The sequence below is a fragment of the Wolbachia endosymbiont of Trichogramma kaykai genome, from assembly GCF_045765165.1.
GTDB lineage: Bacteria > Pseudomonadota > Alphaproteobacteria > Rickettsiales > Anaplasmataceae > Wolbachia.
This window is the reverse complement of the sequence record NZ_JBJJXK010000002.1, coordinates 58345-72433: the sequence shown is the minus strand read 5'-3', so window position 1 is coordinate 72433 and position 14089 is coordinate 58345. Positions and strand designations below refer to the sequence as shown.

At 34.0% G+C, this 14089-nt stretch carries 17 protein-coding genes and 4 pseudogenes; 8 read left to right on the top strand and 13 right to left on the bottom strand.

All coding sequences use genetic code 11. The annotated features are described in order from the left end of the window. Positions 1–439 precede the first annotated feature (439 nt). From wTKK_RS01215 to gap, 5 genes and pseudogenes are all read right to left on the bottom strand, one after another. Positions 440–595: pseudogene (locus tag wTKK_RS01215) on the bottom strand (IS630-like element ISWpi11 family transposase); the annotation flags it as partial. 264 nt (positions 596–859) lie between these two features. Beyond that, entirely contained in the window at positions 860–1231 is a 372-nt protein-coding gene (locus tag wTKK_RS01210) for a hypothetical protein (RefSeq protein WP_407511626.1), read from the bottom strand. Between the two features lie 140 nt (positions 1232–1371). Then, positions 1372–1581 carry a nucleotide-binding protein gene (locus tag wTKK_RS01205; RefSeq protein WP_407511625.1) on the bottom strand — a complete coding sequence of 70 codons (210 nt, stop codon included), beginning with the start codon at positions 1579–1581 and terminating at the stop codon, positions 1372–1374. 121 nt (positions 1582–1702) lie between these two features. After that, complete coding sequence (gene tatC / locus wTKK_RS01200; RefSeq protein ID WP_407511624.1) at positions 1703–2461, bottom strand: twin-arginine translocase subunit TatC; 759 nt, start codon at positions 2459–2461, stop codon at positions 1703–1705. Between the two features lie 3 nt (positions 2462–2464). Continuing rightward, on the bottom strand, positions 2465–3436 hold the full coding sequence (gap, locus tag wTKK_RS01195; RefSeq protein WP_407511623.1) for a type I glyceraldehyde-3-phosphate dehydrogenase: 972 nt from the start codon (positions 3434–3436) through the stop codon (positions 2465–2467). A 160-nt stretch (positions 3437–3596) separates the two neighbouring features. Between gap and wTKK_RS01190 the strand changes: the two genes are divergently transcribed. Together wTKK_RS01190 and wTKK_RS01185 are read left to right on the top strand one after the other, a co-directional pair. After that, positions 3597–3806 carry a hypothetical protein gene (locus wTKK_RS01190; RefSeq protein WP_407511622.1) on the top strand — a complete coding sequence of 70 codons (210 nt, stop codon included), beginning with the start codon at positions 3597–3599 and terminating at the stop codon, positions 3804–3806. A gap of 416 nt (positions 3807–4222) precedes the next feature. Further along, on the top strand, positions 4223–4534 hold the full coding sequence (locus wTKK_RS01185; RefSeq protein WP_407511621.1) for a hypothetical protein: 312 nt from the start codon (positions 4223–4225) through the stop codon (positions 4532–4534). A gap of 170 nt (positions 4535–4704) precedes the next feature. Here wTKK_RS01185 and wTKK_RS01180 read toward each other — a convergent pair. Continuing rightward, positions 4705–5655, bottom strand: a pseudogene (locus wTKK_RS01180) (IS110 family RNA-guided transposase). 94 nt (positions 5656–5749) lie between these two features. Here wTKK_RS01180 and wTKK_RS01175 point away from each other — a divergent pair. The 3 genes from wTKK_RS01175 (at position 5750) to wTKK_RS01165 (ending at position 7183) form a co-directional block, all read left to right on the top strand. After that, on the top strand, positions 5750–6001 hold the full coding sequence (locus wTKK_RS01175; protein WP_407511620.1) for a hypothetical protein: 252 nt from the start codon (positions 5750–5752) through the stop codon (positions 5999–6001). A gap of 234 nt (positions 6002–6235) precedes the next feature. Continuing rightward, a complete protein-coding gene (locus tag wTKK_RS01170) occupies positions 6236–6394 on the top strand; it encodes a hypothetical protein (RefSeq protein WP_407511619.1) in 159 nt (52 codons plus the stop codon). 369 nt (positions 6395–6763) lie between these two features. Next, positions 6764–7183, top strand: coding sequence for an HK97 family phage prohead protease (locus wTKK_RS01165; RefSeq protein ID WP_407511618.1), 420 nt, complete (start codon positions 6764–6766; stop codon positions 7181–7183). Here the strand turns inward: wTKK_RS01165 and wTKK_RS01160 are convergent. After that, positions 7180–7404, bottom strand: a complete 225-nt coding sequence (locus wTKK_RS01160) for a hypothetical protein (protein WP_407511617.1) — start codon at positions 7402–7404, stop codon at positions 7180–7182. The two genes, wTKK_RS01165 and wTKK_RS01160, sit on opposite strands and share 4 nt — an antisense overlap. Positions 7405–7720: 316 nt before the next feature. On the opposite strand from wTKK_RS01160, the gene wTKK_RS01155 reads away from it, so the two are divergent. Together wTKK_RS01155 and dxr are read left to right on the top strand one after the other, a co-directional pair. Further along, positions 7721–8212: a hypothetical protein gene (locus tag wTKK_RS01155; protein WP_407511616.1), complete on the top strand. Its 492-nt coding sequence runs from the start codon at positions 7721–7723 to the stop codon at positions 8210–8212. 27 nt (positions 8213–8239) lie between these two features. Beyond that, a complete protein-coding gene (dxr, locus tag wTKK_RS01150) occupies positions 8240–9418 on the top strand; it encodes a 1-deoxy-D-xylulose-5-phosphate reductoisomerase (RefSeq protein ID WP_407511615.1) in 1179 nt (392 codons plus the stop codon). 232 nt (positions 9419–9650) lie between these two features. Here dxr and wTKK_RS01145 read toward each other — a convergent pair whose 3' ends face one another. The 5 genes and pseudogenes from wTKK_RS01145 to wTKK_RS01125 form a co-directional block, all read right to left on the bottom strand. After that, positions 9651–10274 (bottom strand): hypothetical protein, encoded by a 624-nt coding sequence (locus wTKK_RS01145; RefSeq protein ID WP_407511614.1) that lies wholly within the window; start codon positions 10272–10274, stop codon positions 9651–9653. A 67-nt stretch (positions 10275–10341) separates the two neighbouring features. Next, complete coding sequence (gene pstB, locus wTKK_RS01140; protein WP_407511613.1) at positions 10342–11100, bottom strand: phosphate ABC transporter ATP-binding protein PstB; 759 nt, start codon at positions 11098–11100, stop codon at positions 10342–10344. Next, entirely contained in the window at positions 11097–11885 is a 789-nt protein-coding gene (dapB, locus tag wTKK_RS01135) for a 4-hydroxy-tetrahydrodipicolinate reductase (protein ID WP_407511612.1), read from the bottom strand. Before dapB ends, pstB begins: the two co-directional genes overlap by 4 nt. Positions 11886–12143: 258 nt before the next feature. Further along, a complete protein-coding gene (locus wTKK_RS01130) occupies positions 12144–12413 on the bottom strand; it encodes a hypothetical protein (RefSeq protein WP_407511611.1) in 270 nt (89 codons plus the stop codon). Between the two features lie 196 nt (positions 12414–12609). Beyond that, positions 12610–13501: pseudogene (locus wTKK_RS01125) on the bottom strand (integrase core domain-containing protein); the annotation flags it as partial. A 12-nt stretch (positions 13502–13513) separates the two neighbouring features. On the opposite strand from wTKK_RS01125, the pseudogene wTKK_RS01120 reads away from it, so the two are divergent. Continuing rightward, a pseudogene (locus wTKK_RS01120) lies at positions 13514–13656 on the top strand (IS5-like element ISWpi1 family transposase); the annotation flags it as partial. Positions 13657–13689: 33 nt separating this feature from the next. Here the strand turns inward: wTKK_RS01120 and wTKK_RS01115 are convergent. Continuing rightward, the gene (locus wTKK_RS01115; RefSeq protein WP_407511610.1) at positions 13690–14067 is read right to left on the bottom strand and encodes a TraR/DksA family transcriptional regulator; all 378 of its coding nucleotides are present in this window, start codon (positions 14065–14067) and stop codon (positions 13690–13692) included. Positions 14068–14089: the final 22 nt, after the last annotated feature.

Below are 14089 nucleotides of genomic sequence, written 5' to 3'. Positions count from 1 at the left end.
GTCTGCTGTTACCCCTTATCTAGGTGTGTAAAAGTGAAATCTAGTTTCGCTATATAACACAGTCTCATACCAGTAGCTTCTCGATTGAGAGTTGTCTTCTGCATTGAGCTCAACATTATTTACTACTTTTTTCAGTAATAATTTCGGCAAACTCAGGAGAAAGTTCTTTTGCAGAAAATGCAGCATGTACATCATTTTTAACAAAGAAACACGTAGCAAGTGCAAATACTGCTGTTGGTACACAGCACCAAGGAGAAGCTATACTAAAAAAGTTGTAGAAGCTACTAAAGTAAATATTGCTTGAAGCATAATATACTGTTTATCAATTCCAACATATTCAGCCATCAATTTTCTAATTTTGTTATTGCTGACGTATGGCAAAAAAAATATCTTAATAAAAGCTGTTACACTATTACTAGCAAGATATCAATCACGCTCTATTGGATCTACATTTTGATTTAAAATCGCCTATTTTCTTGCACCTTTTTGCCATTCATAGAATATTAACTTTAAACCTATTGGCTACAAATGCTCTACTTTCCCCTACATCCAATGCTTTTTTTTTCCTTAAATCATAGCTATATGCTGCTGGCATTCACATCTCCTCGCTACTTTACCTATTCCATCATGTTCCAACTATTAGGAAAAGAGCTATAATTTTCAACACTAACAAAACTACTTCCCAATCTTTTACACAGCAACCTATCGAACCTCCAACTTCAGAAAAATAGTTGAAAGACAATCAAGGAAACAAACCTCTCTTCTTCATTTTGATTGGTTTCTTATTTCTCTAAAGTTTTAATGTATTCCGTTAAAACCCTGAATCCAATGTTAGAAACTGTATCTTTTGTTATAAAGGCTATTCCCTCAATTTTTGATGTAAACTAGGTGGCAACCTTAACACTGACTGTGCTGGCTCTGATTTTCTAACAGTAGATAAGGCTTCCTCATAAACAGATTCAATTTCCCTAATTGCTTTTAAATCTACTGGTTTATATTCAAAAATTGCCATACTATCGCCAGAGGCGTCTTGAACTTCAGCTCGCCAACTTAAAAAACTATCTAACCTTGTTAAGTTGTCAAATTCACTTAAAAATCCACATTCTTCAATGTGTTTTTTAGCTGCACCTGGATTGGTGTGTACTCCATTAAATAGCACTCTTGCTTTAAAGGTTTTATTACAACTTTGAGTACCGTTAACTAAGTTGCTCAGAGTGTCAAACTTCCACATATCAATCCCAGATGGATTAATCGGAAATATAGCTAGATTAGCTAATGATAAGGCAGCCCTTAAAGTTTCATCTGCTCTTCTTGTGCCAACAATAATATCTTGATATTTGGACTGTAAAGCTTGTAGCTCATTTCTGATTACTACACTAATGTTAAACTGTTAATTTTCAGTAAACTTTTGTCCTTGTCTCGCAGGGATGCCCACAAGGTAGCTAGCATTAATGGGTCAAGATCATAGAGAAGGACATTTCTACCTTCCCTAGCACGCATCACCGCTATATTTGTGGGTATAGTCGTTTTACCAGTACCACCTTTTTGACCACCAACAACTATTATCATAACACACCTCATAATATTTTAATTCACTTGGCGTCTACTAAAAAATCAATAAGGGAAATTTACATAATCCCACTTCAATGTTCAAGAAAAGTGCTCCGGTGCTCGTTCTTTGTTTATAAATAATATTCTTGATTCAATCCTTTGCTTTCTTCTCAATATATCTACATATCAGGATAGAGAGCTCATATAATACCAACATTGGAATTGCAAGCCCTACTTGGCTTAGTACATCAGGTGGAGTTAAGATTGCAGCAATAATGAAAATTACCACTATCGCAATTCTCCTTTTATTTGACAAACTTTGTGCAGTGATTAGCCCTACTCTTACCATCAAGGTGAGTATAACTGGAATTTGAAATGCAGTGCCAAATGCAAACATAAATTGAAGAACAAGGTCTAAATATTCACTAACTGATGGCATAAACTCTATTGGTATACCGAAAGATTTACCGCTATGTTCAAAAGCAATAAAAAATTTCCAGGCTAAGGGAAATATGTAGTAGTAAACTACAGCGGCTCCCGTTACAAACAAAACCGGTGTTGCAATTAAGTACGGCAATAACACTGCCCTTTCTCTTTTGTATAAGCCAGGTGCTAGAAATATGTAGAATTGCCATGCAAACACAGGAAAAGAAAACAACAGTGCACTCATTATTGCAACCCTAAGATATACAAAAAACGCTTCTGTTAAGTCTGTATAGATTAGAGAAAAATCATTGCTATCTTTCATAACCTCTATTAAAGGTGCAAGTAAAAAGCGGTATATATTTTCTTTAAAGTAGTAACAAAACCCGAAGGTAACACAAAAAAATAGAAAGCAAAAAATAACCCTTTTTCTAAGTTCCGCAAAGTGCTCATAAAATGAAGCATATTTTTGTGAGTTTTCGTTCATACTTTACAATAGAGCTATATCTAACATTCTCAGTGCAAAAGCCCATTCATTATCGTACCACGCTGCAACTCTACAGATATCACCTGTGACATATGTACCAGCTAAATCCACAATTGCACTATAAGGGTTATGGACAAAGTCTATTGAAACTAAAGGCTCATTACATACGGAAAGCACATGATTTGCTGAATTCTTAAATATTTCGTTTATTTCCTTAGTTGTTGCTCTCTTATCAGCTAAAAATTTAAAATCAACCATAGAAACGTTGCTAACCGGAACTCTAATAGCAGTACCATCTAGCTTACCCTTTAACTGAGGAATGACAGAACCAATTGTTTTTGCTGCTCCAGTTGTAGTTGGCACCATAGAAAGGCCACAAGCTCTTGCCCTATGTAAGTCTCTATGGTTGCCATCAAGAACATTTTGATCATTCGTATAGGCATGTATAGTAGTCATAAAACCGCTTTTTATGCCTAAATTGGAGTGTAAAACGTATACAATCGGAGCCAGACAGTTTGTAGTACAAGAACCTGCTGAGATCACTTTATGCTCCTTTTTTAGCATATCGTTATTTACGCCGTAAACTACAGTTACATCAGCATCTGAAACTGGAGCAGAGACAATTACTCTCTCTACATTATGCTTTGCTGCTTCCGCACGCTTGTTGAATGCACCAGTGCATTCAAGCACTACATCAACATTCCAAGGAATATTTTCAGGGCTACGTTCTCTATATAGAGAAAATTTCCTGCCATTTATAGATAGCCAATTTTCAGACTCGTTAAAATCAATATCGCCGTTAAATTTACCATGAACAGAGTCATATTTAATCAAATGTGCATGCTGCTCAGCACTGAGCGAACCATTTACCGCCACAACTTCTATTTGCTCACTATAGTTTTCTACTTCAAAAATAGCACGTAATACACTTCTACCTATTCTACCAAGACCATTAATTCCTACACGAATTGTCATTTTTCCATCTTAAAAGTTTGATTATAGAGGATATTGCCTGATATTTCATCTATTCTTTTGGTTGTTAATCCTAATGTTATAATATATTGATGCTTATCTTAACTAAAGAAACTGTATCACTTATAACTGATAATATCTAAATTTTAACTTGAAGTAGGTTATGCATAGATTACCAATGACAAACTCAGATAATCAGTATCAGCAAACAAAAATAGAAGCATTGCAAAAAGAAAATAAAGGGCTATCAGAAAAAGTGAAAACACTACAGAAAATGTCAGTCCTGCGCAATGAAATGCTAGTAATGCTACAGTTGAAATCAATAACAGAGATGCACACAGAAATATTTAAAAAAACTGCTAGAAACACCTAAAGAAGCAGTAGCATTTCAATTAAAAGAAAAAGATGAAGATCAGCAATTAATAGAAGACATATTGGATATGCAAGAAGAATTTGAACCTTTACACAATTTGGAAAGTACTACTATTGAACAAACAAATATTCAAGAACAGAGCATATAGCTCTTTCCTACTTTTCAGAGTCAGCTATTTAGCTGACTCTGAAAAGTAGATAACATTCTTTTACCTTTTTTATTTAGTAAATTTCTTAACATTTCTAATTATAAAGAACCCGTCAGTTATTTTTGTATTTTACGGCTAAGGATATTACTCTTTGGTATCTTATACTTTAATATCTTAATAATTAACTTGATTAAGTAACTATAGTACCATATTATTTAACTCAATATTAATGATAGTTATTATGGATTAAAAAAACTTACAACAAGAGTTGCTTGGAATAATTTTTCTCATACTTGCACCAATTAATGCAGAAGAAGAAAAAGATATGAAAGAGCGAGCATTAAAGATTATCGATGAATTAAAAGATCATATTAATGATGATATAGAAATGAGTGATCTGAGAATGACAATTTTAGACTACATTATCCTTTGTGATAGTGAAGATAACGTAAGGTTAAATAACAGATCATTGTTAGACTTAGAAGATGCCGTCAAAAGCATTGGAGGGAAAACTTCACAAGAGTTAGGGCGAGTAAATCAGATTCCACAGCAACCAAATAGTATCAACTATGTTTTTTAAAAAATTTTTTATTGTGTAATTTTGCAACTTGATCCAATCATGGAGGTAATAAAATCCATTCGTCATAGGAATAGAATTTTATGTCAAACAGCTATTACCTGCTTAAGCCAATGAATATGTGAATAAGTACTTTAAGTTTGTGTGGACGCACTTATTCACAATATTCATTGTCAGTTGCTACTGTGTGAAGCAATTGCTGCTTTAAGTCTTGCATTAGCAATTACTATAATTTTACGTATAAGAGCTGTTATAGCCACCATCTTCTTCTTACCACTTTCAACAAGCTTAGAATAAAAGGCACCAAGTACAGATTTTGATTTTGTAACAGCTATGGCTGATATAAAGAGCTTTGAACGAACATTACTTCTACCGCCTATAATCCTTCGGTAAACAACAGCTTTACCACTTTCCTTGGGATGAGGTGCTACTCCGGCAAGACTTGCTACTTCTTTTCTACTTAAGTAGCCAAGCTCTGGCATTAAACACAAAAAATCTTGTGATAACTTTTTGCCTATTCCAGGAACTGTTTTTAAGGATTTTTGACGTTGTTGTAACTCATGGCTTTCATCAATAATCTTTTGTATAGTGTCATTGAGTTCGTTTATTTGATTATTGAAAAATTCAATGGTCTTCTGGCAACTTTCCTTTATATGGTCATTTTCAGGAGCTTCCAGTCTACACTTTTCCTGAGTTTTCATTTGCTTAATGTCATCACGACATTGACACAGTGCAGCTAGAGTTTATTGTTCTTTTGAAGTAGGTACAAATAGAGAGAGTTTTATGGAGTTCACATCCGTATTGAGCAAGAGCCATCGCATCTGATTTATCAAACTTTGCTAAAGTTCCGTGAGACAAGATAAAACTTTTTACTTTTCGAGTATTTGCTTGATGTACTCCAATATTCTTACCAACAAGAAAATGTGATAAACCAAGCTCATATTTGCCTGTATTTCTAAAGTTACCAAAGAATTAGGTAAGATATCTGAAAACTTTTTAAACAACAGTTGCCAACCATCAGCATTATTGTCGAACTTGATAATGTTATTTTGGTTGTAAACTGCAGCAACATTTTTAAATTTTTCGATGTCAATGCCAATAAAATTTTGATAAGATGTAACCACAATAAGCCTCGATAGTTTTAGTTAATTTAAGATTGTAAACGGGCGTATATATATTTCCCAAACAACTATTCAAACGTATCGAGAGATAGGGCTAGTGTACCTTGATACAAACGGTTGTAATACCAATTGGTTTTCGGTCCCACACGCCCGTGATAACTCTATTCCTATAGTGGGTAGAGTTATCTTCCCTGTTACTTCATTTATGGAATTATTAGGCCCTGGTTTTATAGCTGCAATTGGAGCTACATTGTCAACGGCTTTAGGGAGAAGGATGTTTGCTCCTATCTCTACAAATTTGGAAAATGCTACCACTGAACAACAAAATATTCAAGGACAGAGCATATAAACTTGTAATAGTTTAAAACTATTACATATAACTTTCTCTACTTCCTTCTTTATCGTTACCACGGGTGTTGTAAAACTGGGGTAACACCTTCCTCTACGTAAATCACCTACAAAACACAATCTTTTTATTCCCCAAAATAATTAGTTGTGAATTTAAGTAATCATATTGATATAGTAAATATTTACTTAATATACTAGTATTTACCTTGACTAAACAATTATAGTGCTGTATGATTTGCACTTAGGCTTTAATAGTGAGGTGTTAGTGGATGCACAAGAATTAGAAAACTTACAGAAGAGTTCACCAACAAAATCCCAAGATGATGGGGAAAAAACATCAGAAGAGTTGGAAAGAAATTTAAACCCGAATGAAGCTAATAATGGTGTATTCTAAAATCTATCAAGAATACTAGGGAGAAACATGGACAGAGTCATTAATGAATAGTTTTATAGCCGCTTTTTCTTGGGGATTTTGGCTTCCTTCTAGGTAAAATAATTATTCCTACAAACGAAGTTGTTTCTACAAATCTAGAAAACGCTGCTGTTGAACAACCCAATGTGCAACGAACCCTACCCTTATGTATATAAAATGACAAATTTTATAACTAAAAAAGTACTTCCCCATTTTCAAAGCACTGCATATAATAGAATTATATTGTAGTGCCTTATACTCATCCTGAGATATAGGAAGGCAATCTGTACAACATTTTAAGCTGGCTAAGAGGGCTGGTAAACCCGATACCATAATTTACAAGGGGGACTCATGAGTAAGATATTTCTCTATTCACCATTGTCAATAAAAAGCATAGAAGAAAACGGAGTATTTTCTGGCTATGCGAGCGTTTTTAATATAGTTGATAAGCAAAATGATATTGGCCTATATATAACTGCACATTTGCTTTTTGGTATTCAAAAAGCAGAGAAAGCATATTTAATGCTAAAAACTGGAACTATTAACGTGCTTTCGATTGGCTATATACCAATAGAGTATGATGTTGATCATGAAAGCGGAGCTCGAGTGTTAAAACAAGTGGAGCTATGGGAAGTTAGTTTAGTCACTTTTCCTACAAATTTGTCAGCTCAGGTAATCAATGTAAAGAATCATTACAATGAACAAGAAGTGTTAGCAAGAGCAATAGAAAAAGCAAATTCTGTGCTTACGCACATGTGTATTTCTACTTAAAATCTATAAAAATTTTTATACAATTTAACATTTATATTATAATTGACCTTTTTTTTTGGTTCAGTGCAACTGCTAATTCCTGATGTAGCCACATTAGAAGATTTTTTACCATTACCATTATCCTGTGGAAGTGTCCAATTCTTTAAACCTCCGAGTGGTAAAGGAGGAGGTGGCGGAGCTGATGATGGTGTGTTATTATTAGATAAATCATTAGTAAGCATTTTTCTTCCTTATTATTAATATAGTACTAATAATAACTAAATTATTAGTACTTGTCAAAAATTTATGAATAAGTGTATATTAAGATAATAAAAAGAAAAGAGAGAGGAGCAGTCTTCTAAGAAGAAATAGAAACTGTTTTAAACCTCAAGGATCTTCCTTCATCACTTTGTTACTACAGCACATTATCGATGTTTTAGTATTCAGAATCATAAAAATAGCTTAGTGTTAGCTATTTTTATGATAACCTCTCTTAAACAATTGATATTTTACAGTATTTTTGGTAAAATAATAGCTTAACGCTTAGAATAAAAGTTTATGAGTGAAGCACAAGGTCCAAATATTGCAGAATGGCAGGCACAGCAGCAACACCAGGAAGCCACTGGTGAGAAAAGTGGTTTCGGTCTTGGTTATAGTGACTCTATTGCAACAATTGTGGATGGAATGAAGTGGATGTTCAACTTTCATGAAGGAGCAATTGCTGCTTATAATAATGTGTTTGAAGGTTTGGTCAGTGGTAGCAGTCTAGTAACGTTATTTGGGAAATCAGGTAACATATTTGGCATAAAATTTCTTGAAAGTCTTGCAGAATATTTTTCGGGTGGTGGAGAAGATATGCCATCAGAAGGAATGGGTATGGACTACGGTGATGAGGGGCATCATCCGGATGATTATCCCCACTCTAACAATGAAATAGCTCAAAGTGCTGATGGTTTGCATGATATGCATGATGCAGGTGATCATCATGGCCAATCTTTTTCACCTGGTCCTTCACCATCTGTTGGTGATGATCATGAGCTTGGTTACTAAATAACTAAGAAGATTTTATTGTAATTAGTGAAAAAAGTTTCAGTTTTAGGATCAACAGGAAGTATTGGAAAAAAGACTGTAGATTTGCTCTTCAAGAGAAAGGAAGAATATCAGGTGGAAGCACTAAGTGCCAATTCTAACTTTGCTCTGCTAGCACGACAGGCAAATCTACTTAATGCTAAATATGCTGCCATTTCTGATGAAAGGTTCTACAAAGCTTTAAAAGAAGATCTACTTAGTACAAACGTCAAAGTAGAAGTTGGCGCTCCAGGTCTAGCAAATGTTGCTTCTCTACCTGTTGATCTCTCAGTTATTGCAATAGTTGGCATCGCAGGCCTTGATCCAGTTATAAAGGTTATAGAAAGCGGTACTAAAGTTATTGCCCTAGCAAATAAAGAAAGCATTGTTTGTGGTGGCAAGTTACTGCTTGAAAAAGCTAAAGAAAGGAGCGTACAAATAATTCCCATCGACTCTGAACACAACGCAATTTTTCAAGTTTTGCACAATGATGATAAATGTGTAGAAAAGGTTATACTCACTGCCTCTGGTGGACCATTTTTAAATTATAGCTTTGAACAATTAAAAGATATTACAGTAGATCAGGCACTAAATCACCCTACTTGGAAAATGGGAAAGAAAATCTCAGTTGATAGTGCAACAATGATGAATAAAGCACTAGAAATAATAGAAGCACATCATTTGTTCAATATCAGTCCAAATAGAATTGAAGCAGTAGTGCACCCTGAATCGATAGTACATGGAATTGTCGTTTATCACGATGGATTCAGCTTTGCTGTGCTTGCAGAAACTGATATGGAAATTCCCATTGCATATGCTTTGTCTTGGCCAGAAAGATCAACTTTAAATCATAAATTAGATTTAACAAAGCAAGGAAAATTGACCTTTCAAGAACCAGGTCATAAACGTTTTCCTGCACTAAAGCTAAGCATGGAAGTATTAAATTCTTCTTCTCCACATACAAATAGTATTGTTTTGAACGCTGCAAATGAGATAGCTGTTAATGAATTCTTGAAATCACGAATAGGCTTTTTAGAAGTAGTCAAAGTAGTAAAATCAACAATAGAAAATTTTGACAATTACTCTGATATTAACTCACTATCTGACATAATAAGTATCGATTTTGAAAGCCGTATTATTGCTAACAAAATTATTGAAAATAAAAGTATCCGTTCAGCAGAGTGGTAAAATAAGGTAGACGAGAAAAAACAACTCAATGGTCAAGTAGCTCCATTTCATACTCCTGTCATCCTAGTAGATGACACTGGGATCCAGAAAAATTTACAAGTAAACTGAGCTTATGCTAAATTCAATGAAATTAAATGAAAAACTCGATTCTAGCATCAAGTGCTGGATAGATCACTTAGCATGTTCGCAACCATCTTGAGAGAAGTTTACATCATTAACAACTGTATTTGCTCTATATAGCAAACCACATCCTATTGCAAAAAAAAAGCAACGAAGCTGCAGCAAGTGGAACTGGGTTGTCAACTACGAAACATAGAACAACAGTAAGTATTCCAGATAACAAAAAAAAAGTACAAGCATAATTAGTTTGTTTCCTTTCTTGAGCGACTGCTTCTATCTTTAGGAATTCTGGTTCTATTTCTTTCTTGGCATGTCCTGCAATACAATCTCTTGGATTTTTGTTTTCATAGTTTTTAATATTAATTTTCATCTTTGGATGTGTAAGTAATATTTTTGTCATGTTTACATTTCCCAACTTGCAAGCAATGTGTAGAGCTGTATTTTTTTCCCTCTTGCCGGTCTTAATTTCCTCCTCTGCATGAGCATAATTTTGAGGTATAAATCCTTCATTAACAGGTTGTAAATTGTCAAGGTATATGCAGTGAAGATATGGACTCCTATCTACTACTTCTCTGTTATTACTAGTAACAAAAGCTGAAGCAATGCACATCAAAGGTGTCATCCCATCCTCAAAAGGGTTAACATTCGCTCCTTCTTTCAATGCTTGTTGAAAATGATTCCAAGCTCCCTCAATAGCTTTAAACAACTTTTTTGTTGCTTCACTTGTACTAAACATTTTAACCCCCTATCACAACAAACTTGATAAATTATACATAGAAAAAATTAAAATATCAACTATTAAGCTAATGATCCAGAATATACTCCTTCGTTAAAGGAGACTGAGCATTTGCAAAGATTTCATGAGTACTTCCGAATTCAACAATCTTGCCATTGCAAAAGAAAACTATGCTGTCGGATAATTTTTTAGCTTGCTTCATCGAATGAGTTACCATAATTATGGTGAACCTCAATTTCAATTCTTGTATAAGATTTTCGATTGCATTTGTTGCCATTGGATCAAGAGCAGAGCATGGTTCATCCATTAATAAAATAGTTGGCTTTACTGCAATTGCACGAGCAATGCATAATCTTTGTTGCTGGCCACCAGATAAATTTAGTGCACTATCTTGCAATCTATCTTTCAACTCTTCCCATAAACCAACCTTAGTTAAACTACTCTCTACTATTTCATCTAATTTTTGCTTATTTTTCACCATTCCATGCAACTTAGGCCCATAAGCAACATTATCATATATTGATTTTGGAAAAGGATTGGGTTTTTGAAATACCATACCAACTTTTGCTCTGAGCAATACAACATCCATATCACGTGAATATATATTACCCAGCCCATCGATTACCAGTTCACCAGTCGCTCTACATCCAGATACGTAATCATTCATACGATTAAAACAACGCAAAAATGTCGATTTACCGCACCCAGAAGGTCCGATAAAAGTTGTGACTTTCTTTTTGCAAATATTCAAATTTATGCCGAATAAAACTTGTTTAGAGCCATACCAAAGATTTAAATTTTTAACGAAAGCGTATTTATCGCTCATACTAAATCCTGCATTGAATAAAGTCCTGGAGTTTTATTCTCGCACAACCATATTGCTGCCTGAACCGCCCCTCTAGCAAACGTTGTACGATCAATTGCCTTGTGATTTAATTCTACTCGTTCATCGGAATTGACAAACATGACACTGTGATCTCCTATTACTCCACCTCCACGAGATACTGCAAAGCCTATTCCTCCTTTCCCTCTTATATTTGAATTATTATGTGAATATTGATTGAGCTCAAAATCCACTTTTGCAGCGTTAGCAACTGCTTTACCAAACTCTATAGCTGTTCCAGATGGTGAATCCTTTTTTAAATTGTGATGCATTTCCCAAATTTCAACGTCATACTCATTACCTAAAAGGTTGGCAGCTTCTTTTACCAATTTCAGCAACACATTAACTCCTATACTCATATTTGCTGACCATAATATTGAAACTTTAGCAGCATATTCTTTTAAATTTAGACCTTCTATTCCAGTTGTGCCACTAACTAGCGGTTTTTTAAATTTCACGGCCGCCTTAAGGCATTCTAGCATACATTCTTTAGTTGTAAAATCTATTACAACATCGGACGATTCAAATACCTCACTAATAGAACTTGTAATTTTGATTCCTAAATTGCAATTATTTCCTACAATAGTCCCAATATCTAAGCCTATATACTCACTACCCAAGCGAGCAACAGCACCTGCTACTTCCACTTTGGTATTCGTAATTAATTCATTGAGTATTTTCTTACCCATTCTGCCTAAGCAGCCTATTACTCCAACTTTGATTTTCATAAAGCTTTTTCCACTATGTTAGGCTTTTTTTTTGAAGCTTTGTCATCTTTATAAGCTTAGCATATTTAGCCTTGTATAGCTATAGTTTTATCAGTACATCGATGAATCTATTGAAAATAGATACGAAAATGATCCAAAAAATACAAGTATATTTATAGTAATAAAGTTGTACCAGTCAATTTTTCCCTATGGAGAATATACAAAGAAAAAAAAGAGCACCTGAAGAGGTGCTCTTTTGTGAAGGATTTGGTTTGCTAGTTAATAACAACCGTTTCCTACTATACTCGGATTAGAGATATAATGTATTTGTGCTTCTTGTTCTCCAGTTATTGAGCGAGGTTGTTCCTTTAACACATTACAAAAGTCCTCTGGTACATCATGGAACTCCTCTGATTCAGTAGTCACTTCCTTATTGTTAACCGTTTGTTGTGCCGTAGTATGATTAAGATTATGCTGCTCCAACGCTGTACCTTCAAACGGTTGATTAGATATATTATCTACTTTAATCTTTGTTACATCATCTTTCAATCCTAATATTTCTTTTATATGGTAGGTGTTGTTTTTTTTCTACTATAAATTGCATTACAACTTAAATAACTACCATCTTTATTATTTTTTGTTATTGATTCTATATATACATTTTTGATGTTATTAAAGTCATGATATTATTGAGATTTTTATACTCTCCTTCTGCTAAAGGTCTATTTAATGAAAGTGCAATAGTTTAGACTTGATCTGACAGAAGAATTGACGAGTTCAAAACTGATATCAGAATCTGTTTTAATGTTATCAATATTTTTTTTTGGTAAGCAATACTCATACTATCAAAAAAGGTCTGCATAGGCATAGCAATACTTACTGGAATGAGTTCTATCTCTGTTATAAGAATGCAACCAATGACGACATCTAACTGAAGCTCCTCCAAAGTACTATAAATCTTTTTCCTAAAGATAATATTGTAACATTCATCTTGCATAGTTCTATGAAACCTTTGACATATACCATTAGTTTGTGGAGAATAAGCTTTGGTTCTAGAATGATCAATATTTTCTACTCCCAAATATAACAGGTACGCATGACTACCTGGTTTACCACAATACTCTGTACCACGATCAGTTAAAATGCGTAGCAATGGAACTTTCTGTTCATCAAAAAATGGTATAACTCTATCATTGAGAAGATCTGCAGCTGTGATAGCAGTTTTCTCCGTATAAAGCTTAGCGAAGGCCACTCTAGAGTAGGTGTCAATAAAAGTTTGTTGATAAATTCTTCGAATACCTTTGATATTGCCTACATAATAGGTATCTTGACTACCTAAGTATCCAGGGTGTTGTGTCTCAATTTCGCCATTGGCTTCTTTTTGTTCCCTAGTTTTTTTCTAAAGCAGCAACTTGCTCCTCCGTTAAAATTATACCGTCTTGGACCACCTTTGCTTCCAGGGCTTTCAATCTCTTTTTAAAATTTTCGAGATCGTTTCTTTGCCATATTGACCTTATACCACTAGCAGATATTAGAATTCCTTTTTTCTTTAATTCATTAGCTGCTCTTTCTTGTCCATATGCTGGAAACTCTACTGCTATTTTAACTACTGCTTCTTTTGTATCCTTTGGTACTCTATAGCTACTACCAATGAGGGGTTTAAAGTACAGCCAAGAAGGTGGGTTGTAGAAAGGACTTTTGCTTTAGGAATAGAAGACTATCGAAAGAATAAGATTTACTCACTGAAAATTTCATATATCTGGCTATGAGTAGAGTTATGTTAAGGAGAGAAATATGCTTGAGTTTATCAATTCCCGGACAAGTTCTAATCATTAATGTTATACACGTTCTTTTCTTTTTCTATTCTCTCTTGTTCTTCAATACAATACATAGCAAGTGGATTAGCTTTAAGTCTTTCTACTCCTATTTCTTCTCCCGTTCCATCACAGTAACCATAAATGCCTAATTTTATTTTTTCCAACGCCTCCTTAATTTTTTCTTTTCTATCTTTTCTGCGCTTAATTAATTCTCCATTTTCACTATCAGAATAAATACTACTATCTTCTAGATCTTGTTTCTCCAGTTCAGAGAGCATTGATTGTAACTTTAAGCTAAAGTATTCCAGTTGTTTTACGTTCATATATTCTTCATTTTCTGAAGGAACGTAATCTTCCGGTAACTTTATTTTTATTAATTTTTCCATAGCATTATCAATAAAATATATT

What these genes read in the sequence shown, in the direction of transcription:
- dapB (WP_407511612.1), bottom strand. Translation starts at nt 11,885, where the DNA reads ATGAAAATCAAAGTTGGAGTAATAGGCTGCTTAGGCAGAATGGGTAAG.
- wTKK_RS01145 (WP_407511614.1), bottom strand. Translation starts at nt 10,274, where the DNA reads ATGTTTAGTACAAGTGAAGCAACAAAAAAGTTGTTTAAAGCTATTGAG.
- wTKK_RS01205 (WP_407511625.1), bottom strand. Translation starts at nt 1,581, where the DNA reads ATGAGGTGTGTTATGATAATAGTTGTTGGTGGTCAAAAAGGTGGTACT.
- pstB (WP_407511613.1), bottom strand. Translation starts at nt 11,100, where the DNA reads ATGAGCGATAAATACGCTTTCGTTAAAAATTTAAATCTTTGGTATGGC.
- tatC (WP_407511624.1), bottom strand. Translation starts at nt 2,461, where the DNA reads ATGAACGAAAACTCACAAAAATATGCTTCATTTTATGAGCACTTTGCG.
- wTKK_RS01115 (WP_407511610.1), bottom strand. Translation starts at nt 14,067, where the DNA reads ATGGAAAAATTAATAAAAATAAAGTTACCGGAAGATTACGTTCCTTCA.
- wTKK_RS01190 (WP_407511622.1), top strand. Translation starts at nt 3,597, where the DNA reads ATGCATAGATTACCAATGACAAACTCAGATAATCAGTATCAGCAAACA.
- gap (WP_407511623.1), bottom strand. Translation starts at nt 3,436, where the DNA reads ATGACAATTCGTGTAGGAATTAATGGTCTTGGTAGAATAGGTAGAAGT.
- wTKK_RS01210 (WP_407511626.1), bottom strand. Translation starts at nt 1,231, where the DNA reads ATGTGGAAGTTTGACACTCTGAGCAACTTAGTTAACGGTACTCAAAGT.
- wTKK_RS01160 (WP_407511617.1), bottom strand. Translation starts at nt 7,404, where the DNA reads ATGCTTACTAATGATTTATCTAATAATAACACACCATCATCAGCTCCG.
- wTKK_RS01165 (WP_407511618.1), top strand. Translation starts at nt 6,764, where the DNA reads ATGAGTAAGATATTTCTCTATTCACCATTGTCAATAAAAAGCATAGAA.
- wTKK_RS01155 (WP_407511616.1), top strand. Translation starts at nt 7,721, where the DNA reads ATGAGTGAAGCACAAGGTCCAAATATTGCAGAATGGCAGGCACAGCAG.